This is a genomic window from Gordonia jacobaea (genome assembly GCF_965344965.1).
Classification (GTDB): Bacteria; Actinomycetota; Actinomycetes; order Mycobacteriales; family Mycobacteriaceae; genus Gordonia; species Gordonia jacobaea.
This window is the reverse complement of the sequence record NZ_CBDRLS010000005.1, coordinates 202,143-222,800: the sequence shown is the minus strand read 5'-3', so window position 1 is coordinate 222,800 and position 20,658 is coordinate 202,143. Positions and strand designations below refer to the sequence as shown.

Sequence of the window (20,658 nt, the reverse complement as noted above, 5' to 3'; positions counted from 1 at the left end):
GTGCTGCTCGACTGTCACTGTGACGAAACTTTCGGATGCGGTGGGTCACGAATTTTCGCGGGTGTCGGCGCCTCCGGTCGTTGTTATCTCCCCGAGGCGCCGATCGCTGCTACGTCTTCGGTTGGATCAACCCCACAATACGTTCGAGGTCGTCGACCGAGCCGAACTCGACGACGATCTTGCCCTTGCGCTTGCCGAGACTGACGGTCACGCGGGTGTCGAGGCCGTCGGAGAGCCGCTCGGCGAGATCCTGCAGACCCGGCATCTGCATCTGCCGACGCTTCGGGGATGGGGTGGGGGTCGACGGTCCGTCGCCACGATTGGCGAGAGTCACCGCTTCCTCGGTGGCCCGGACCGACAGTCCTTCGGCAACTATCCGCGCGGCGAGCGCTTCTTGCTGATCGCTTCCGGTCTCCAGTGACAGCAGTGCGCGTGCGTGGCCGGCCGAGAGGACGCCCGCGGCAACTCGACGCTGCACTGGGATCGGGAGCTTCAGCAAACGGATCATGTTGGTGATCACCGGGCGCGAGCGTCCGAGGCGGCTGGCCAGTTCCTCGTGGGTGACGTCGAACTCCTCGAGAAGCTGCTGATATGCGGCCGCCTCTTCCAGAGGGTTGAGCTGTGCGCGGTGGATGTTTTCCAGCAGGGCGTCGCGCAGCATGTCGCCGTCTGGTGTCTCGCGCACGATCGAGGGGATCGCCTCGAGGCCTGCTTCCTGGCTCGCTCGCCAGCGTCGCTCGCCCATGACGATCTGATAGAGCACGCCGTCGGGTGTCGGAGTCGCGAGCTTGCGCACGACGATCGGCTGCATGAGCCCGAACTCTTTGATCGAGTGCACGAGTTCGGCCATCGCCTCTTCGTCGAAGACGCTGCGTGGCTGGTGCGGGTTCGGCTGGATGAGTGTGGGAGTCAGCTCACGATAGACCGCTCCGGCCTCGTCGACAGTGACCACGGCAGACGCGTTTCCGTTAGTGCTCGATTGCGCTGCATCGGTCGGCGCCGTCGTGGTGCTCTGCGGACTTCCGTTGGCAGGGGAGGTGGGAGCGTCACTACCGCCTGCACTGCCCCCGGAGTTTCCCTTTCCGATCACGACATCGGCAGCAGCCGAGCCGAGTCGGGGAGCGCTCGACTCGTTCTCCGAGGGGCCGGTCGGAATGAGGGCTGCCAGACCGCGGCCGAGTCCTCCGCGTCGTTGGGCGTCTCGTTGACTCACTGCTGTCCTCTCGAGAGGTCCGTGGTGGAGGGGAATTCGTCCTTGGCACGCATCGCGATTTCGCGCGCAGCGTCGAGGTAACTCATTGCTCCACGTGAACCCGGGTCGTACTCGATGATCGTCATGCCGTAGCCGGGCGCCTCAGACACCTTCACGCTGCGGGGGATCACGGTGCCGAGCACCTTGTCGCTAAAGTGGCGTCGCACCTCGTCGGCGACCTGATCCGCGAGTTTGGTTCGGCCGTCGTACATCGTCAACAGAATCGTCGAGACGTGGAGATTCGGGTTCAGGTGCGCTTGGACCAGTTCAATGTTCCGTAGGAGCTGGCCGACACCCTCGAGGGCGTAGTACTCGCACTGGATGGGAATGAGCACCTCTCGAGCCGCGACCATCGCGTTGACGGTCAGCAGACCCAACGACGGTGGGCAGTCGATGAAGATGTAGTCGAAGCCGAACTCCGCGACCGACGGATCGTTGAGCGCATTGCGGAGTCGGTTCTCCCGAGCGACCAGCGAGACCAGTTCGATCTCAGCGCCGGCCAGATCGAGGGTCGCGGGTACGCAGTAGAGGTTCTCGTGACTCGGGCTCTGCTTGACGGCCTCCTTGAGCGTGACCTCGCCGAGGAGCAGCTCGTAGACCGATGCGATATCCGGCGCGCGATGGTCGATGCCCAGAGCTGTACTCGCATTGCCCTGCGGGTCGAGGTCGACGACCAGGACGCGCAGCCCGTGCAGCGCGAGCCCCGAGGCCAGGTTCACGGCCGTGGTCGTCTTCCCGACGCCGCCCTTCTGGTTCGCCACCGTCATCACGCGCGTGTGCGGGGGGCGGGGTAACTGGCCCGCGCCTCCAGGGGTCAGTACTTGACTGGCTCGGGCTGCGGCGGCGGCGATGGGGGTGTCGTCGAATTGCTCGGGCGTCGGCGTGGCCGTCGGAATCGTTTCACGTGAAACATCCGGCTGTTGGTCGGTCACGCTGTGGCTCCTCTGCGATATTTCGTAAGCATCGTCGGCGTCCAAGATTGTTCCGCCCCTCTATCGTGCAGCACGCACGATCCCTCGCCCACACTCCGATGTCTTGTCCATTTTGCTCCCTCAAGCCGTCGCAAACCAACTGCAGACGTCAGCAACTCAAGTCGTCGCATTCTCACCTCGTTCGACGACGTTTCGGTGCACCGCGCTTGTCTCCGATCACCAGTGTCGTCGGCTGTTCGACAACAGACTTCCCGACTAGTTCGACGCGGAGCCCACCGATTCCGTTCCGTTCCGCGACCTTCCGATCCCGTTCGATCTCGTCGGGCGCCGACGATCCCTTCAGCGCAACGAGACGACCTCCGTCACGAATCAGGGGAGCGGACCATCTGCTGAGTCGGTCCAGGGGCGCGAGCGCGCGGGACGTGACTACATCCGCGGGCTCCACCTCCGCGCGGACCGCCTTCTCTTCTGCACGCCCGCGGACCACACGGACCGGAAGTCCAAGCGCTTCGACCGTCCGCTGCAGGAACTCGCTTCGCCGCAAGAGTGGTTCGATCAACGTGATCGTGAGGTCGGGGCGTGCGATCGCGAGCGGTATTCCCGGCAGGCCCGCGCCGCTACCGATATCGATGATCGACTGTCCGTCATCGATGACCTCTTGAACCACCGCACAGTTGAGGATGTGCCGATCCCAGAGACGAGGGACTTCCCGTGGACCCATGAGTCCGTGGTCGATCCCGTCGGTCGCAAGGATCCTGCAGTACTGCTGTGCGAGTTCGAGACGGTCCCCGAAGATCGCCGTTGCGGCTGGGGGAGGGGAGTCCGCGACAGCGGCGCGGTCCGCTAGGTAACTGTCGTCGGCCGTCGAGTGATCGCCATTGTCTCCGTCGGACCCGTCGTGTTTCACGTGAAACAGTGCCTTTCCTCTGGCGCGGCTCGCGTTCATGTTTCACGTGAAACACCGAACTACACGCATGTGATTCCTACCGGCGAAACAACGAAGTCCCGGCCGGAACCGGGACTTCGTAGCTTGCGATCTCCCGCCACATCGGCGGCCGATCCTGTTCAGTTCTTGATGACGACGACGCGACGCTTCGGTTCCGCGCCTTCACTCTCGCTCATGACCCCGTCGACCGCGGCGACAGCGTCGTGCACGATCTTCCGCTCGAACGGTGTCATCGGATCGAGCTGCTCCCGCTCGCCCGACTCGAGTACACGCTCCGCGACCTCGCGGCCCAGTCGTGCGAGCCGCTCGCGACGGTCCGCACGCCACCGCGCGATGTCGAGCATCAACCGGCTGCGATCACCCGTCGCCTGCTGCACGGCGAGCCGGGTGAGTTCCTGGAGCGCATCCAGCACCTCGCCCTTACGACCAACCAACTTGGTCAGATCATCCCCGCCGTCGATGCTCACGATCGCGCGGTCACCGTCGACATCCAGATCGATGTCGCCGTCGAAGTCCAGCACGTCCAGAAGCTGTTCGAGGTAGTCGCCCGCGATCTCGCCTTCTTCGACGAGACGCTCCTCTTCGTCTTCCTCATCAGCTTCGTCATCCGCGTCGGCGTCCTCGTTGTCGACGTCGTCGGCGTCCGCCGTGGCGGCATCATCGTCGTTGGCCGCGTGTGTGGCGTCGCCGTCGTTGCCATCAGTCGTCGACTCGACAGTTGCCGTGTCGGCGGCCTCCTGGCCCGCCTCGAGGGTCTCGTCGCGTTCGGTCGACTCGGCGTCTGCGTGTGTTGCAGTCTCGGCTGTCATATCAGTTGCACCTCGCTGTGTGTTCATCGGTGATGTCTGTGTTGGGGGAGGGGAGAGTCTCTAGACGGGCTCGTGCCGCACCGGCTGGGTTTCCGCGCGACGTCATCTGCGCCTCGCAACACCGCTACCCGGACCGGCGGCCGATCATCGTCGACCCTTCTTCCCGCCCCTCTTGTTGCGCTGATTGGGAGTTCCCTGCTTCTTCGGACCCGAGCCCGAGTTACCCGAGCTCTTCGACGACGCCGCGCCCGCGGGTTTCGCACCGGGCTTCGGCTTGCTTCCGACGACGTGCTGCGTCGAGGAGCTGTCGTCTGTGCCATTGGTGTTGTCACCGTCTGAGGCAGCGTCAAGCGCCGCCTCTTCAGCAGAGTCGTCCGACTTATCGAGCGAGAGGGGAGCCTGCCCCGAACCGGAGCTCTTGTTCTTCTTCGCTCGGTCGGGCCGCGCGCCGGGCTTGGGAGCATTCGCCTTGAGCTTTTCCTGCTTCGCTTGGCGCGCTTCCTCTTCTTCCTTCTCGATACGACCGAACACGATGTGCTGCTGCCCGTATGTCCAGATGTTGTTGCTCATCCAGTACAGGAGGATCGCGACGGGGAAGAAGGGACCGGTTACGAGGATGCCAAGCGGGAAGACGTACAGCGCCAGCATGTTCATCATGCGGGTCTGCGGGTTCTCGAGTGCCGCCTCGGGCTGCCGCGCGACCGATGCGCGCGAGTTCATGTGCGTGGCAATCGACGCGATGATCATCATCGGGATGACGACGATCGCGATGTTCAGACGTGTGAAGTCGATCGGCTGACCGGGCTGCACGAAGGCCTGGAACTCAGAGACAGGCTCGGTGATGTACGACGACAGCGGGACTCCGAAGAGACGGGCGTCGAGAAAGTTCTGGACCTGTTCGGGGTTGAACGCATAGTTTCCGGTGTTACGCGTCTGCTCCGCGGTCATATGCAACTGGCCCATGCCGGTGGCCATTCGGTTGAACGAACGCAGCACGTGGAACAGACCGATGAACACCGGGATCTGCAGCAACATGGGCAAACAGCCGAGCAGGGGATTGAACCCGTGCTCCTTCTGCAGCTTCTGCATCTCCTCGGTCATCTTGACCCGATCCTTGGCGTACTTCTTCCGGATCGCCTGAAGCTGCGGGTTGATCTCCTGCATCTTCTTCGTGGTGCGGATCTGCTTCACGAAGGGCTTGTAGAGGATCGCGCGCAGCGTGAAGACGAGGAAGATCACCGACAGCGCCCAGGCGATGCCATTGCCGCCCGGCGTGTTCGGTGTGATGTGGTCGAACACCCAGTGCCAGACCCACATGATCCAGGAGACCGGCCAATAGATGAAGTTCAGCACGGGACAGTTACCCCTCACTCTTCGCGGAGACACCCACGCTGATCGTGGTGTCCTCCGTGATTACACGTCCGCGCACCGCCGGCCCGCCATCAGCGGGTCCGTCGTGCGTCGATGGAAACTCTTGGTCTTGCTCGGCCTGCTCATCATCGAGAGCCTGCTGACTGTCGAGAGCCGGGTCGGGCTTCGGCATCCACGGCCACCGGAACGACTCCTCGGGCACCGGGTCGTAGCCGGGCTTGTGCCACGGGCCGCATTTGAGCAGTCGGATCACCGACAGCGCGCCGCCGTAGAAGAAGCCGTGGCGTGTGAGCGCCTCGACCGCGTAACCCGAGCAGGTCGGTTCGAAACGACAGGTCGGCAGACGCAATGGCGACACCCAGGTGCGGTACAGCTCGATCAGGAAGATCACCACTCGACGTGGCAGCAGGTGGCAGAACCGGATGAATGCCTGGGTCGACGACGCTGACATCACAACGCCCCGTCAGCAGATTCGGTCGAGATCGAGCGCGAAGCGTCGAGCACCTCGGCGGCGAGTCGTCGAACCTTGGCGTTTCGCAATGCTTTCCGAAGCTGCTCGGCCAACTCGACGCTCGACGCCTCCCCGGCGCTGGGAAGTGCACGCACGACGACCGAGATATCGGTCGTCGGAAATTCATCCATGACCTCTGCGAACGCCGCCCTGATTCGACGCGCCACGAGATGTCGGGTCACGGCATTGCCGACTGACTTGCTCACTATCAACCCGAGCCAGGGTCCGCCCGACGTCGCGACGTCGACTCGACGCCCCGTGTCGTCGGGCCAGCGCGTTGGCAGGATCGACAAGGTCAGAAGGAGATCACGCGACGATACCCGCACGCCCTTCTTGAGCGTGCGGGAGAAGTCGGATCGTGTGGAGATCCGATGGATTGACGCCATCACCGACCCAATCGCCACCGGAGTGTTCCGACGACGGGCGCTGCCGCCGCCGGGACTCGCGGTGTTGTGCAGATCAGGCCGAGAGCTTTGCGCGGCCCTTGCTGCGACGGGTGTTAACGATCGAACGACCCGCGCGGGTACGCATACGCAACCGGAAACCATGCACGCGTGCACGACGACGGTTGTTCGGCTGGAAAGTCCGCTTGCCCTTGGCCACGGCTGGTACTCCTTGTGTTCGTACGTAGGCACGCCAACTGCACGCGCACCCACGATCTCCTGAGTGGTCTTCTTATCCAGGCAGCGGTGCCGGACTCGTGCCGGTTGGATGACCCCGTTTTCGCCGAACGGACCGCACGCGGTCAACCCTTCGAATGACGGGAACGCCACCACGTAAATCCGCATACCTGGATGACCAGTCGAGACTACTGGACCCGGTGTACTCAAATCAAACGAGCGGATCCTCACCAACGCCGTGACCAGCGGTGACGAGTGCCATACCGCCCGCGCTACCTGCATGTGCGACACGCTCGACGACGTCCTTGCCGCACGACTTGTGATCTGGCCGAGCGAATTCATGCCTTGCGTTGTCGGCTCCGTGGTCGTTCTGTTAGCGTCATTCCCCAGTGACGGCGACCGATACGCCACTCACATCACCACGACGCGATCGCGGCGTCGAACCCATCCCGACTTGGTTGTACACAACTGTGGATAAGTGTGTGGACAAGTCGGCTCCCGCACCGGCATCGTGAGTCCCCGATGACTGATGCTGGTAATTTTCTCGGGGTGGGAAGGCCTGACCGTGACTTCTGATCGCGACTCGTTTGGCGAGGTCTGGCAACAGGTCGTCGCAGAGCTCAACGACGACTCCGCCGGCGGCGACCACGAACCTCTCACCCGGCAGCAAAAAGCCTGGCTCTCGCTCGTGCAGCCACTCACCCTTGCCGAGGGATTCGCGCTGCTCACCGTGCCGACGCCGCTGGTCCAGGAACAGATCGAACGCACCCTCCGAGACACGATCCGAAGCGCGCTCTCACGTCACCTCGGACAACCCGTCGACCTCGGTGTTCGCATCGCGACGCCGAATCCGATCATCGACGCTCCCGCCGAGCAGCCGACCCACTCCTCTGCACCCGGAGCCGGTTTCGGTCCGGCAGAGGTCACCGCAGCAGAGATCAGCAACGCCAAGGGATCTGGCTTCGGCGCTGATCACAGCGCGCCCGGCCAGGCTGCGGCCAGCACACAGTCAGCCATCGACCAGCTCGGCACCGACTCCTTCGGCGCCCAGCAGCCTCCACGACCGTCGACGCCTGCTGCCAATGGGACCGAGTCGCGGGGTGGACCGGCCAACTGGCCGTCCTACTTCGCCGAACGCCCCACCGCGGCGCCCACGCCGTCGGGCGCCAACCTCAACCCCAAGTACACCTTCGACACTTTCGTGATCGGAGCGTCGAATCGCTTCGCGCACGCGTCGGCCGTCGCTGTCGCCGAAGCCCCGGCGCGCGCGTACAACCCGCTGTTCATCTGGGGTGAGTCCGGTCTCGGCAAGACGCACCTGCTGCACGCAGCAGGGCACTACGCCCAGCGACTGTTCCCTGGTATGCGGGTCAAGTACGTCTCGACCGAAGAATTCACCAACGACTTCATCAACTCGCTGCGTGACGACCGTCGGGTAGCGTTCAAGCGCCGCTACCGCGACGTCGACGTGTTGCTCGTCGACGACATCCAGTTCCTGATCGGCAAGGAAGGTATCCAGGAAGAGTTCTTCCACACCTTCAACACGCTGCACAATTCGAGCAAGCAGATCGTGATTTCCTCCGATCGTCCGCCGAAACAGCTTGCGACACTTGAAGATCGGCTCCGCACACGATTCGAGTGGGGACTGATCACCGACGTTCAGCCACCCGACCTCGAGACCCGCATCGCGATTCTGCGCAAGAAGGCGCAGATGGACAGCATCGCTGTTCCCGACGACGTCCTCGAACTGATCGCGTCGAAGATCGAGCGCAACATCCGCGAGCTCGAGGGCGCGCTGATCCGCGTCACCGCGTTCGCCTCCCTGAACAACACCGACCTCGACAAATCACTCGCCGAGGTGGTTCTTCAAGCGCTGCTACCGAATTCGGGCACGCTCGAGGTCAGCGCGGCGTCGATCCTCGCGATCACCGCGGAGTACTTCGACATCTCGGTCGACGAATTGCGAGGGCCTGGCAAGACCAGGGCCATCGCGCAGGCGCGTCAGATCTCCATGTACCTGTGCCGAGAGCTCACCGACCTCTCACTGCCGAAGATCGGCGAAACCTTCGACCGTGACCACACAACCGTCATGTATGCCGAACGCAAGATCCGCAAGGAGATGGCCGAGCGCCGCAAGGTCTACGACCACGTCCAGGAACTCACCGCGCGCATCAAACAGCGCGCCGTCGGCTGACAGAACCGCCAGGATCCCCACTTGAGACCCTCCGCTCCCGCCCGGGCGTGGAGGGTCTTGTCGTTCCGGGCCAAAACGACAAGTCTCAACCACAACCCAAGGGTCTCCGGCGATGGCTTCAGGCCGATTCACACCTCTTCCCGACGACGCTCTCGATGTCTTCGCGGTCGCCGGATGGCTGTGGATCGACTGTGAGTAACGAAGGTGTTGATGTGTACAGAACGTGGACGATGCTCGAACGGATTCCAACATGTGCACAACCCGACCGACCCGCGCAGGATCCGTCCACGCGCCATCCACACCTCGTCAGTGCTCTGACATGGGATCCGGCGCGTTGTCCACAGTTTGCACAGTGCCTATGACTGTTATGGATCCCTCTCTTAAAAGAACTTCTTTTAAGAAGCTGTTGTGCACACCTCGACCGACCGTCGTCGTCGACTCGTCCGTTCCCGAGACGGGCACGCGTCGGTCGCGGCGTGGCGACTTGACCCCAACGACTCCCCGTCACGCGATCGCGCTCTAGAGTGGGAACTCCTGGCGAATACCGAGAGAAGGGCAACCACCGAGCATGAAGTTCCGTGTCGCGCGTGACGAGTTCGCCGATGCCGTCGCCTGGGTAGCGCGCAGTTTGCCGTCTCGCCCGCCCGTTCCCGTGCTCGGTTGTGTGGTTCTCCTGGCCGACGACGCCGGGTTGACCGTCTCCGGCTTCGACTACGAGGTCTCTGCACAGCAGCAGATCGGCGCCGAGGTCGCAGAACCGGGGCAGGTCCTGGTGTCCGGGCGCCTGCTGGCCGACATCACCAAGGCGCTCCCGAACAAGCCGGTCGACGTCTCGCTCGACGGCGCCCGCGTCGCCATCACCTGCGGCAGCGCGAAGTTCTCGCTGCCCACCATGCCCGTCGAGGACTACCCACAGCTTCCCGACGTCCCGGCCGTGACCGGACTGATCCCGGCGCAGGTGTTCGCCGAGGCCATCTCCCAGGTCGCCGTGGCCGCCGGCCGCGATGACACGCTCCCGATGCTCACCGGCGTGCGCGTCGAGATCGACGGCAAGACCGTCGTACTCGCCGCGACCGATCGTTTCCGCCTCGCGGTACGTGAATTGGAGTGGGAGCCAGCCGATTCCGGTGCTTCGGGTGCCGTTCTCGTCCCGGCGAAGACACTGTCGGAGAGCGCACGGACCGCGAGTTCGGACTCCGGCGACGTGAAGCTGGCGTTCGGTAGCGGTTCAGCACTCGGTGGCGAGGGAATTCTCGGCATCGTCGGAGAGACCAAGCAGACGACCACCCGCCTGCTCGACGCCGAGTTCCCGAAGTTCCGCCAGCTCCTGCCCGCGAGCCACACCGCCATCGCGACCATCGAGAGCGCACCGCTCATCGAGGCCATCAAGCGTGTGGCGCTGGTTGCCGAGCGCGGCGCGCAGGTCCGTATGGAGTTCCGCGACGGATCCGTACTGCTCACGGCGGGCGGCGACGAAGCAGGGCGTGCCGAAGAAGAGTTGCCCGTGCAGTTCTACGGCGAGCCGCTGACCATCGCCTTCAACCCGACCTACCTGCAGGACGGACTCTCGGCGATCGGTGTCGCGACCGTCGACTTCGGATTCACGACGCCGAGCCGTCCCGCGGTGCTGCGTCCGTCGACCGGTGACGAACCCATCGCCGACGAATCCGGAGCTTTCGTTGCACCCGACAGCGTCTTCACCTACCTGCTGATGCCGGTTCGCCTGCCCGGATAGCGGCTCATACGCTGAGTCCGAGTAACGAAACATCAAGGCAGCACTGATCTTTCACGAACACGCGAAGGGGAAGCCATGCAGCTCGGACTGATCGGCCTCGGCAAGATGGGTGCCAACATGCGCACCCGTATCGAGCGCGGTGGCCATAAGGTCGTCGGCTACGACCCGCGTCCAGAGGTCTCCGACGTCGCGTCGATGGCCGACATGGTGGCTGCTCTCGACGCGCCTCGCGCGGTGTGGATCATGGTGCCCTCGGGCGAACCCACCCAGCAGTGCGTCGCACAGCTCGCCGGCCTGCTCGAGCCGGGCGACGTCGTCGTCGATGGTGGTAACTCCCGCTATACCGACGATGAGCCTCACGCAAAAACATTGGGCGACAAGGGAATCGGATACCTGGACTGCGGTGTCTCCGGCGGTGTGTGGGGCTTGGAGAACGGGTACGGCCTGATGGTCGGCGGATCCGACGCCGACGTCGAGCGGCTGATGCCGATCTTCGACGCACTGCGGCCGCCGGGTGAGCGAGCCGACGGATTCGTTCACGCCGGACCCGTCGGAGCCGGGCACTACGCCAAGATGGTGCACAACGGCATCGAGTACGGCCTGATGCATGCCTACGGCGAGGGGTACGCACTGCTCAACGCCGAGCCGCTCATCGTCGACGTCGAAGGCACGATGCAAGCCTGGACCCAGGGAACGGTGATCCGGTCGTGGCTGCTCGACCTGTTGGTCCGGGCGTTGCAGGAAGATCCGGGTCTGACCGAAATCTCCGACTACACACCGGATTCCGGTGAAGGACGGTGGACCGTCGAGGAAGCGATTCGTCACGCCGTGCCGGCCAACGTGATCTCGGCCGCGTTGTTCGCGCGCTTCGCGTCGCGCGAGAAGGGCGGTTCGCCCGCGCTCAAGGCGGTGTCGGCGCTGCGTAACCAGTTCGGTGGACACTCCATGCAGAACACCGCGGGCAAGAGCGTCGGCGAGACCGGAACACCGGTTCAGAATCCGTCGAATACCGCTCCGCCCAACTGATTTCGACGTCCCGTGTTTGTTCGTGAACTAGACCTGCGCGACTACCGATCGTGGCCGTCGGCCGACCTCACCCTTCGCCCCGAACCGACGATCTTCACCGGCCGCAACGGTTTTGGCAAGACCAATCTGCTCGAAGCGCTCTTCTACATAGCGACGCTCCGCTCGCACCGGGTGAGCTCCGACGCCCCGCTGGTCCGATCCGGGGCGACGTCGGCATCGGTCGGAGCCACCGTCGAGAACGCGGGTCGTGAACTCGCGGTGAGCCTGCAGATCGCTGCCGAGGGATCAAACAAGGCCTGGCTCAACGGATCTCCGTGTCGACGCCCGCGCGAGATCCTCGGAGTGCTGCGTGCGGTGCTGTTCGCCCCCGAAGATCTACTCCTCATCCGCGGCGATCCGAGCGATCGCCGACGCTTCATCGATGAGCTCGTCGCGCAGCGCGGACCCCGTTGGGCTGCAGCACGTTCCGACTACGACCGGGTGCTGCGGCAACGGTCCGCTTTGCTCAAGACCGCGGGCGCCGCGTTGCGGCGAGGAGGATCCGACGCCGACTCGGTGATCAGCACCCTCGACGTGTGGGACGGCCAGCTTGCCGATCTCGGTGGCCAGGTCACCGCTGCGCGGATCGAGGTGTTGCGCGATCTCGAACCGCACTTCGTCGCGTCGTACTCGTCGATCGCTCCGCATTCGCGTCCTGCCGCGTTGAGCTACCGCCCGTCGGCTGGTCCGGAGCTGGTGCCGCCGCGCGACGTCGAACCGGATCCTGACACCATCGCGGCACAACTACTCGAGCGACTCGGCGAGACGCGTACCAAGGAGATCGAGCGTGGCGTCAGTCTTGTCGGACCGCACCGCGACGACGTCGACATTGTTCTCGGGTCCGAGGTGGCCAAGGGTTTCGCGTCGCACGGAGAATCGTGGTCGCTCGCGTTGGCGTTGCGCCTCGGGTCGGTCGAGCTCGTGCGCAGTGAGGGGATCGAACCGGTCATCATGCTCGACGACGTCTTCGCTGAACTCGACGCCGCGCGGCGTCGCAAACTCGTGGAGTTCACCGCCGGTGCCGAACAGTTGCTGATCACCGCTGCCGTCGCCGAGGACATCCCCGAGGGTGTGGGCGGCAGACGTATCGGAGTGGACGTCGTCGACGAGGCCGACGGCACGCGGCATTCCGAGCTGATGTCGGATGCAACTGAGAGCATGGACTCGTGAGCGACACCCCCGAAGAGCAGCCACGCACCGACCCCCCGGGTGGCGACGCGTCGAGCGGGTACGAGCGGGCGCGTCGCGCGTTGGAAGAGGCACGGGCGTCGGCGCGTGCTGCGGGCAAGTCGGTGGGGCACGGCCGGGCGTCGCCGATTCGACGTCCGCGCGGGTCGTCGAGTCGTCGTCGCTGGTCGGGCGCGGGCCCGGATTCGCGGGATCCGCAGCCCTTCTCGAGGCTCGTTGGTGGTTTGGCGCGTGACCGCGGGTGGGAGCCACAGATCGCCGAGGGCACGTTGTTCGGGCAGTGGCTGCAGATCGTCGGACCAGACATCGCCGCACATGCCAAACCAGAAGCGTTGCAGGACAAGGTACTTCACGTACAGGCCGAATCGACTGCGTGGGCGACGCAGCTGCGGTACGTGCAGCGCCAGATACTGGCGAAGATCGCCGCGGCCATCGGCGACGACATCGTGACGTCGCTGCGGATCACTGGCCCGAAGGCACCGTCGTGGCAGAAGGGTAAACGTCACGTGCCCGGTCGGGGTCCCCGCGACACCTACGGCTGAGCCACATCGGCCGGCCGAGGCGACGCCCTACACCTCTACACCGACAAACCTCGTCCGACGCCGCTCTGAGCCGATTTTTATCCCCAGACCACCGCGGATCGCGCATGTTGTGCAGAAAATCGATCTGAGCGCGCGTTAGCGGCCCCGGATGGTGCTTCCTGAGCGATTGAGGCAGTACACTGGAGACAGTTGTCCCGGCAGGGGAGATCAGCAGCCGTGACCGACGGTCATATACGAGCGGGCGAAAGCCCGGCTTCTCGTCGTGTGCCCGTGGTCGGCGCTGATCACATCACCCCTGTCCAGCGTGACACGACTGGAGTGCCAGCCGTGAACGAGGCAGCGCGCACAAACACGAGCGCAGTCGAGAGCAGAAGAGGAGCGGACGCACCCCGTGGCCGACACGAATGACAAGAAGAGCCGGAAAAAGCCAGGTGAGTACGGTGCCGAGTCGATCAGCATCCTCGAAGGACTCGAAGCGGTCCGCAAGAGACCAGGTATGTACATCGGTTCTACCGGTGAGCGGGGCCTGCACCACCTGATCTGGGAGGTCGTCGACAACTCCGTCGACGAGGCGATGGCCGGCTACGCCAGCAAGGTCGACGTGACGTTGCTCGAGGACGGCGGCGTCGAGGTCGTCGACGACGGTCGCGGTATCCCGACCAGCATGCACGCGACCGGCGTCCCCACCGTCGAAGTCGTCATGACGCAGCTACACGCGGGCGGCAAGTTCGACTCCGACGCGTACGCCGTCTCCGGTGGTCTGCACGGTGTTGGTATCTCTGTGGTCAACGCGCTGTCGACCAAGGTCGAGTTGGAGATCAACTACGGCGGCTACCACTGGGAGCAGACGTACAACTACGCCAAGCCCGGTCCGCTGGTCCAGGGCGCGGCGACGCGCAAGACGGGCACGACAGTCAGGTTCTGGGCCGACCCGGAGATCTTCGAGACCACCACGTACAGCGCCGAGACCGTTGCACGCCGTCTGCAGGAGATGGCGTTCCTCAACAAGGGCCTCACCATCACGCTGACCGACCGTCGACCGCAGACCGCTGCGGCCGATGCCGTCGTCGAGGGTGACGAAGACACCGCCGAGAAGCCGAAGACCGCCGAGGAAGAGGCGGTGGCTCCCGCAGTCACGAAGCCGCGCACGCGCACCTATCACTACCCCGACGGCCTGATCGACTACATCAAGCACCTCAACCGCACCAAGACGCCGATCCACCAGTCGGTCATCGGTTTCACGGCCAAGGGCACCGGTCACGAGGTCGAGATCGCGATGCAGTGGAACTCGGGATACTCCGAGTCGGTGCACACCTTCGCGAACACGATCAACACCCACGAGGGCGGCACGCACGAAGAAGGCTTCCGCGCGGCGCTGACCTCGACGGTCAACAAGTACGCGCTCGACAAGAAGCTCCTCAAGGAGAAGGACGGCAAGCTCAGCGGCGACGATATCCGCGAGGGTTTGGCAGCCGTCATCTCGGTGAAGGTCGCCGACCCGCAGTTCGAGGGTCAGACCAAGACCAAGCTCGGCAACACCGAGGTCAAGAGCTTTGTGCAGAAGACGTGCAACGAGCACCTCGGTCACTGGTTCGAGGCCAACCCCGCCGAGGCCAAGATCATCGTCAAGAAGGCCGTCGACTCCGCGCAGGCCCGCCTCGCTGCCCGCAAGGCGCGAGAGTTGGTGCGCCGCAAGACCGCAACCGATATCGGTGGTCTGCCCGGCAAGCTTGCCGACTGTCGCAGCAACGACCCCACCAAGTGTGAGGTCTACATCGTGGAGGGCGACTCCGCCGGTGGCTCGGCCAAATCCGGCCGCGACTCGATGTACCAGGCGATCCTGCCGATCCGCGGCAAGATCATCAACGTCGAGAAGGCCCGCATTGACCGTGTCCTCAAGAACACCGAGGTCCAGTCGATCATCACGGCATTCGGTACCGGCATTCACGACGAGTTCGACCTCGCCAAGCTGCGCTATCACAAGATCGTGCTGATGGCCGACGCCGACGTTGACGGCCAACACATTTCGACGCTGCTGCTGACGTTGCTGTTCCGCTTCATGAAGCCGCTGATCGAGAACGGTCACGTCTACCTGGCACAGCCGCCGCTCTACAAGCTCAAGTGGCAGAAGCGCGAACCCGAATTCGCATACTCCGACCGTGAACGCGACGGACTGCTCGAGGCCGGACGGGCCGCGGGCTGGAAGATCAACACCGACGACGGCATCCAGCGATACAAGGGCCTCGGCGAGATGAACGCGAAGGAACTCTGGGAAACCACAATGGATCCCGCCGTTCGCGTGCTCCGCCAGGTGACCCTCGACGACGCCGCCGCGGCTGACGAACTCTTCTCCGTGTTGATGGGCGAGGATGTGGCCGCACGCCGCAGCTTCATCGCCCGCAACGCGAAAGACGTTCGCTTCCTTGACGTCTGATCTCTCACGAATCGAAAAGGATACTGATGACTGACACCACACTCCCGCCAAACGGGGGAGCGGGCGATCGCATCGAACCGGTCGATCTCGGCCAGGAGATGCAGAACAGCTACATCGACTACGCGATGAGCGTCATCGTCGGTCGTGCCCTCCCCGAGGTGCGTGACGGACTCAAGCCCGTGCACCGCCGACTTCTCTACGCGTCCTACGACGCCGGGTTCCGTCCCGACCGCGGCTACGTGAAATCCGCGAAACCCGTTGCGGAGACGATGGGTAACTACCATCCCCACGGCGACAGCGCGATCTACGACGCCCTGGTGCGCCTCGCGCAGCCGTGGTCGATGCGCTACCCGCTCATCGACGGTCAGGGCAACTTCGGTTCGCGCGGCAACGACGGCGCGGCCGCCATGCGTTACACCGAGGCACGCCTCACGCCGCTCGCAATGGAGATGCTGCGCGACATCGACGAGGAGACAGTCGATTTCACGCCCAACTACGACGGCAAGACCAACGAGCCGACGGTGCTGCCCGCGCGTATCCCCAACCTGTTGATCAACGGGTCGGGCGGTATCGCCGTCGGTATGGCCACCAACATCCCCCCGCACAATCTCAATGAGGTTGCCGACGCGGTGTTCTGGGCATTGGAGAATCCAGAGGCCGACGAGGAGACCATGCTCGCGGCGTGCATGGAGTTCGTGAAGGGACCCGACTTCCCCACGGCCGCACTGATTGTCGGCAGCCAGGGTATCCGCGATGCCTACACGACCGGCCGCGGCAGCATCCGTATGCGCAGCGTCGTCGACATCGAGGAGAACAAGGGCACCACCACCCTCGTCGTGACCGAACTGCCGTACCAGGTCAACCCCGACAACCTGATCGCGTCGATCGCCGAACAGGTCAATGAGGGAAAACTCAAGGGCATCAGTCGAATCGAGGATCAGTCCTCCGACCGCGACGGCATGCGCATCGTCGTCACGCTGCGTCGCGACGCCGTCGCCAAGGTCGTGCTGAACAACCTCTACAAGCACAGCCAGTTGCAGACCAGTTTCGGCGCCAACATGCTGTCGATCGTCGACGGCGTGCCGCGCACCCTGCGGCTCGACCAGATGATCCGCTACTACGTCGCGCACCAGATCGACGTCATCGTGCGTCGTACGCGGTACCGGTTGCGCAAGGCCGAAGAGCGCGCGCACATTCTGCGCGGTCTCGTGAAAGCCCTTGACGCACTTGACGAAGTGATCGCATTGATCCGTGCGTCGGCCAACACCGACGCGGCGCGACAGGGCCTCATCGGTCTCCTCGACATCGACGAGATCCAGGCGGACGCGATTCTTGCGATGCAGCTGCGTCGCCTGTCGGCACTCGAGCGCCAGAAGATCGTCGACGAGTTGGCCGAGATCGAGCTGGAGATCGCCGACCTCAAGGACATCCTCGAGAAGCCTGAGCGTCAGCGCGCCATTGTGCGTGACGAGCTCAAGGTGGTCGTCGAGAAGTTCGGCGATGAGCGTCGAACGAAGATCATCGCGGCAGACGGCGACGTCGCCGACGAGGATCTTATCGCGCGCGAAGACGTCGTCGTCACCATCACCGAGACCGGATACGCCAAGCGCACGAAGACCGACCTGTACCGCAGTCAGCGTCGTGGCGGCAAGGGTGTGCAGGGTGCCGGGCTCAAGCAGGACGACATCGTCAAGCACTTCTTCGTGAGCTCCACCCACGACTGGATCCTGTTCTTCACCACCAAGGGCCGCGTTTACCGTGCCAAGGCGTACGAGCTTCCGGAGGCCAACCGCACCGCGCGCGGCCAGCACGTCGCCAACCTGTTGGCGTTCCAGCCGGAGGAGCGGATCGCCCAGGTCATCCAGCTGAAGACCTATCAGGACGCGCCGTATCTGGTGCTCGCCACCCGCAACGGCCTGGTGAAGAAGTCCAAGCTCGAAGACTTCGACTCCAACCGGTCCGGCGGAATCGCGGCGATCAACCTTCGCGGCGAAGACGAACTGGTCGGCGCGCAGCTGTGCAGCTCCGACGACGACCTGCTGCTCGTCTCCCAGAAGGGCCAGTCGATCCGGTTCCACGCCGACGACGAGACGCTGCGCCCGATGGGACGTCAGACCTCCGGCGTCCAGGGCATGCGCTTCAATGGCGACGACGAGCTGCTGTCGCTCAACGTCGTGCGTGAGGGCACCTACCTCCTGGTCGCGACGTCGGGCGGCTACGCCAAGCGCACTCCGATGGACGACTACCCGGTTCAGGGTCGCGGCGGCAAGGGCGTGCTGACCATTCAGCACGACCGCAGGCGCGGCGAACTGATCGGCGCCATCATCGTCGACGACGATTCGGAGCTGTACGCGATTACCTCGGGCGGCGGAGTCATCCGCACGGCTGCCAAGCAGGTTCGCAAGGCCGGGCGCCAGACCAAGGGTGTCCGTCTGATGAACCTCGACGAGGGAACCACCCTTATCGCCATCGCACGCAACGCCGACGAGCCCGACGTCGAGGCTGCCGAGTAGCCCAAGGGTCTCGGCGCAACAGTCCCGACCCCACGGCGGTCGCTTCAGCCAGTGGGAGCGGTTCAACCGTTAGTGTGGTGTGCAACGCCAGCCCGCGTCGTTGTGGCTGGGAGTGCACGCGTTATGGAGTGAGGGAACACGAGTGAGCACACCGAACGACCCGGACGACAAGAAGTCGACGACCGGCCGGCCCTCGGGCCCAACCGACTCCGGTAACTCCGGGGGTCCGGCGCGGTCGTCCGGTCCGGGTCCTTCGGGTGCTCAAACTTCAGGGTCAGACCAGGTGACCCACCCGATGCAGCAGAAGAATCCGAACCCGGTCGGGGCTCCCAAGCAGGGTGGCCTCGTGCCGCCGTGGCAGCGCGGTGGCGTGCCGCCGCAGGCCCCTAACGGCCAGAACGGCCCGGCGCCTCAGGGCGGCCCGCAGCAGAACGGCAAAGCCGGCCCGCCGCCGAATGGGACCAGCGGCCCGCCGCCCAGCGGAAAGGGCGGCCCGCCTCCGCGGGGCATGGTGACGTCCGAACCGGCCGGGGGACAGGCGCCGGTCACCAAGCTCGACAGTCCCGCCCGCACTGACGGTCCGTCTCGTCCAGCCCCGTCGTCGACGCCTGTGGGAGGCGGCTCGGGTGCGCGTACCGGATTCGTCGAGTCACCTACGCGGACGATCGTGCGTGACCCCTCCGAGGACGAGCAACTGCCCGACCTCGACCAGATCCACCACACCGCAGAGGTCCGCCAGGCCGCTGAGGTGGCCCCTGTGGCGGCTCCGCGCTCGGCACCGGCTCAGGTCGGTCCTGCGACCGCGTTGCGTGCCGCTGTGCAGATCCGCCGGATCGATCCGTGGGCGACGTTCAAGATCTCCGCGGTGCTCGCCGTCGTCGGTTTCTTCATCTGGATGATCGCCGTGGCCGTCCTGTACCTGGTCCTCGACGGCATGGGCGTCTGGGACCAGATCAACAGTTCGTTCGGCACGCTCGTCACCGCTGACGGGTCGTCGAGTGAAGGCGACGTGATCGGCGCAGGCACGATCTTCGGCTACGCCGTGCTGCTCGGCGCGATCAACGCGATCCTCCTGACCGCCATCGCCACCATCGGCGCGTACATCTACAACCTGTGCGCCGACCTCGTCGGCGGCGCCGAGGTCACGCTGGGGGATCTGGACTAGCTGGTCGCGCCGACGGTCCGCTGGTCGAGCCGTCCGTCCGCTGGTCGAGCTTGTCGAGACCACCTCTGACCAGCCGTTTTGGTTGTTGACGACCTCGTCGGGTAACCTCAATCCTCGGTTCACGGGCCTATAGCTCAGGCGGTTAGAGCGCTTCGCTGATAACGAAGAGGTCGGAGGTTCAAGTCCTCCTAGGCCCACTGCGAGTGGTTGTTCGTCAGCCCGTTTCGCAACCCGTCGGTCGTGTTTCGACGCCCGGCACGGGGCCTTAGCTCAGTTGGTAGAGCGCTGCCTTTGCAAGGCAGATGTCAGGAGTTCGAATCTCCTAGGCTCCACAAGCAAGTACTTCACGGCCGCTCTTGTCCGCCACTCGGACCGCGCATAGCGCGTCGGCCACATCCCCTCGTAAGGCTCCGACGTCGTGTCCCGCAGTATGCGGTCTCTCGGCGCAGTTTCTCGCGGAAGAGTCCACCCGCAGCGCAGAAACTAGGGGAAAGAATCTTTCCTCGGGTCCCGTACCTTTCCTCGAGTTGTTGCTGGGGGAAGGGCAAGAAGCACGGGGAAGAGTTCCGCGAAGGCGCTGAAACTCGGGGAAGAAGCGCCGCGACGTGCAGAAACCGGGGGAAGAGTCCGCCTACCGCGCAGTTTCTGGGGGAAGAGTCCGCCTGCTGCGCAGTTTCTGGGGGAAGAGTCCGCCGGCCGCGCAGAAACTAGCGGAATGAACCCTTCCCCTAGTTTCGTACCTTCCAGCGGACTGTCCGTCGGCCGCCGACATGGCGATAAGCCGCCCGGCCCGCTGCGTCGCGCGGAAAACCGCCGGAAGACGCCGAAGCCACCACGACACAAGCGAACAAACGTAACGCGCACCCTCGGGCCCCAGGCCGACTCACGACCTCCACCTTGCAACACGCCTCGATGCGCCGTCGCGGCGGCGCTGCGCTGCGTACTCTCTCCACATGCACATCGAGGATGTCTTCTCCGGGGTCGCAGTGGCGTTCGAGGCGATCGGTGCGCTGACGATGGTCCTCGGGTTCATCATGTCGCTGATACTGGCCGGTCGAGCGCTCCGACGCGGCGAGGGAGGCGAAACCGCCTACTCGACGCTGCGCAACACCCTCGGTGCCGCGATCCTGCTGGGCCTCGAGGTGCTTGTGGCAGCGGACTTGATCCGCACGATCACGTCCAAGCCGTCGATCGAGGACGCGCTGATCCTCGGAATTATCGTGTTGATTCGAACTGTGCTGTCGATGTCGATTCAGATCGAGATCGAGGGCGTCGTCCCGTGGAAGCGTGCACTGCTGACGAGCGGCGCTTCTCTGGCCGGCAGAGAAATAGCGCGCGACGCGGCCGCACAGACCGCGTCACGCGCTACCAACGACTGACT

16 protein-coding genes, 2 tRNA genes and 1 pseudogene are annotated in these 20,658 nt (G+C 64.5%); 11 read left to right on the top strand and 8 right to left on the bottom strand.

The features are described from left to right. Positions 1-109: 109 nt before the first annotated feature. From ACRVY7_RS17895 to rpmH, 8 genes are all read right to left on the bottom strand, one after another. Positions 110-1,213, bottom strand: coding sequence for a ParB/RepB/Spo0J family partition protein (locus ACRVY7_RS17895; RefSeq protein WP_431818043.1), 1,104 nt, complete (start codon positions 1,211-1,213; stop codon positions 110-112). Next, on the bottom strand, positions 1,210-2,184 hold the full coding sequence (locus tag ACRVY7_RS17890; protein ID WP_049699191.1) for a ParA family protein: 975 nt from the start codon (positions 2,182-2,184) through the stop codon (positions 1,210-1,212). The genes ACRVY7_RS17895 and ACRVY7_RS17890 overlap by 4 nt, the downstream gene beginning before the upstream one ends. Before the next feature lie 172 nt (positions 2,185-2,356). Beyond that, positions 2,357-3,091, bottom strand: coding sequence for a 16S rRNA (guanine(527)-N(7))-methyltransferase RsmG (gene rsmG / locus ACRVY7_RS17885; protein WP_431818042.1), 735 nt, complete (start codon positions 3,089-3,091; stop codon positions 2,357-2,359). Positions 3,092-3,249: 158 nt separating this feature from the next. Then, a complete protein-coding gene (locus ACRVY7_RS17880) occupies positions 3,250-3,939 on the bottom strand; it encodes a Jag family protein (protein WP_431818041.1) in 690 nt (229 codons plus the stop codon). 144 nt (positions 3,940-4,083) lie between these two features. Beyond that, a complete protein-coding gene (yidC, locus tag ACRVY7_RS17875; protein WP_431818040.1) occupies positions 4,084-5,292 on the bottom strand; it encodes a membrane protein insertase YidC in 1,209 nt (402 codons plus the stop codon). A gap of 7 nt (positions 5,293-5,299) precedes the next feature. Further along, positions 5,300-5,761, bottom strand: a complete 462-nt coding sequence (gene yidD / locus ACRVY7_RS17870; protein WP_431818039.1) for a membrane protein insertion efficiency factor YidD — start codon at positions 5,759-5,761, stop codon at positions 5,300-5,302. After that, entirely contained in the window at positions 5,761-6,207 is a 447-nt protein-coding gene (gene rnpA, locus ACRVY7_RS17865; RefSeq protein ID WP_431818038.1) for a ribonuclease P protein component, read from the bottom strand. Before rnpA ends, yidD begins: the two co-directional genes overlap by 1 nt. 73 nt (positions 6,208-6,280) lie before the next feature. Continuing rightward, the gene (rpmH, locus tag ACRVY7_RS17860) at positions 6,281-6,424 is read right to left on the bottom strand and encodes a 50S ribosomal protein L34 (RefSeq protein ID WP_005205903.1); all 144 of its coding nucleotides are present in this window, start codon (positions 6,422-6,424) and stop codon (positions 6,281-6,283) included. A gap of 582 nt (positions 6,425-7,006) precedes the next feature. Between rpmH and dnaA the strand changes: the two genes are divergently transcribed. The 11 genes and pseudogenes from dnaA to ACRVY7_RS17805 all read left to right on the top strand — a co-directional run bounded on the left by dnaA (position 7,007) and on the right by ACRVY7_RS17805 (position 20,656). Next, on the top strand, positions 7,007-8,635 hold the full coding sequence (gene dnaA / locus ACRVY7_RS17855) for a chromosomal replication initiator protein DnaA (protein WP_431818037.1): 1,629 nt from the start codon (positions 7,007-7,009) through the stop codon (positions 8,633-8,635). Positions 8,636-9,203: 568 nt separating this feature from the next. Next, positions 9,204-10,370, top strand: coding sequence for a DNA polymerase III subunit beta (gene dnaN, locus ACRVY7_RS17850; protein WP_431818036.1), 1,167 nt, complete (start codon positions 9,204-9,206; stop codon positions 10,368-10,370). 63 nt (positions 10,371-10,433) lie between these two features. Further along, positions 10,434-11,396 (top strand): annotated as a pseudogene (gnd, locus tag ACRVY7_RS17845) (phosphogluconate dehydrogenase (NAD(+)-dependent, decarboxylating)); the annotation flags it as partial. A 12-nt stretch (positions 11,397-11,408) separates the two neighbouring features. Next, complete coding sequence (gene recF / locus ACRVY7_RS17840) at positions 11,409-12,605, top strand: DNA replication/repair protein RecF (RefSeq protein WP_431818035.1); 1,197 nt, start codon at positions 11,409-11,411, stop codon at positions 12,603-12,605. Then, the gene (locus ACRVY7_RS17835) at positions 12,602-13,165 is read left to right on the top strand and encodes a DUF721 family protein (protein ID WP_431818034.1); all 564 of its coding nucleotides are present in this window, start codon (positions 12,602-12,604) and stop codon (positions 13,163-13,165) included. Before recF ends, ACRVY7_RS17835 begins: the two co-directional genes overlap by 4 nt. 391 nt (positions 13,166-13,556) lie before the next feature. Continuing rightward, complete coding sequence (gyrB, locus tag ACRVY7_RS17830) at positions 13,557-15,599, top strand: DNA topoisomerase (ATP-hydrolyzing) subunit B (RefSeq protein ID WP_064867995.1); 2,043 nt, start codon at positions 13,557-13,559, stop codon at positions 15,597-15,599. Positions 15,600-15,625: 26 nt separating this feature from the next. Then, entirely contained in the window at positions 15,626-18,112 is a 2,487-nt protein-coding gene (gene gyrA, locus ACRVY7_RS17825) for a DNA gyrase subunit A (RefSeq protein WP_064867992.1), read from the top strand. 142 nt (positions 18,113-18,254) lie between these two features. Beyond that, entirely contained in the window at positions 18,255-19,277 is a 1,023-nt protein-coding gene (locus ACRVY7_RS17820; RefSeq protein ID WP_431818033.1) for a DUF3566 domain-containing protein, read from the top strand. A 123-nt stretch (positions 19,278-19,400) separates the two neighbouring features. Further along, positions 19,401-19,474: transfer RNA gene (locus ACRVY7_RS17815), tRNA-Ile, on the top strand. Between the two features lie 62 nt (positions 19,475-19,536). Next, positions 19,537-19,609 (top strand) — tRNA-Ala (locus ACRVY7_RS17810). Between the two features lie 621 nt (positions 19,610-20,230). Next, on the top strand, positions 20,231-20,656 hold the full coding sequence (locus ACRVY7_RS17805; protein WP_270486618.1) for a DUF1622 domain-containing protein: 426 nt from the start codon (positions 20,231-20,233) through the stop codon (positions 20,654-20,656). Positions 20,657-20,658 lie beyond the last annotated feature (2 nt).

Bases quoted from the DNA above. Each gene is read 5' to 3' on its own strand.
- yidD (WP_431818039.1), bottom strand. From the start codon at position 5,761: ATGTCAGCGTCGTCGACCCAGGCATTCATCCGGTTCTGCCACCTGCTG.
- ACRVY7_RS17805 (WP_270486618.1), top strand. From the start codon at position 20,231: ATGCACATCGAGGATGTCTTCTCCGGGGTCGCAGTGGCGTTCGAGGCG.
- rnpA (WP_431818038.1), bottom strand. From the start codon at position 6,207: ATGGCGTCAATCCATCGGATCTCCACACGATCCGACTTCTCCCGCACG.
- gyrA (WP_064867992.1), top strand. From the start codon at position 15,626: ATGACTGACACCACACTCCCGCCAAACGGGGGAGCGGGCGATCGCATC.
- ACRVY7_RS17880 (WP_431818041.1), bottom strand. From the start codon at position 3,939: ATGACAGCCGAGACTGCAACACACGCAGACGCCGAGTCGACCGAACGC.
- dnaN (WP_431818036.1), top strand. From the start codon at position 9,204: ATGAAGTTCCGTGTCGCGCGTGACGAGTTCGCCGATGCCGTCGCCTGG.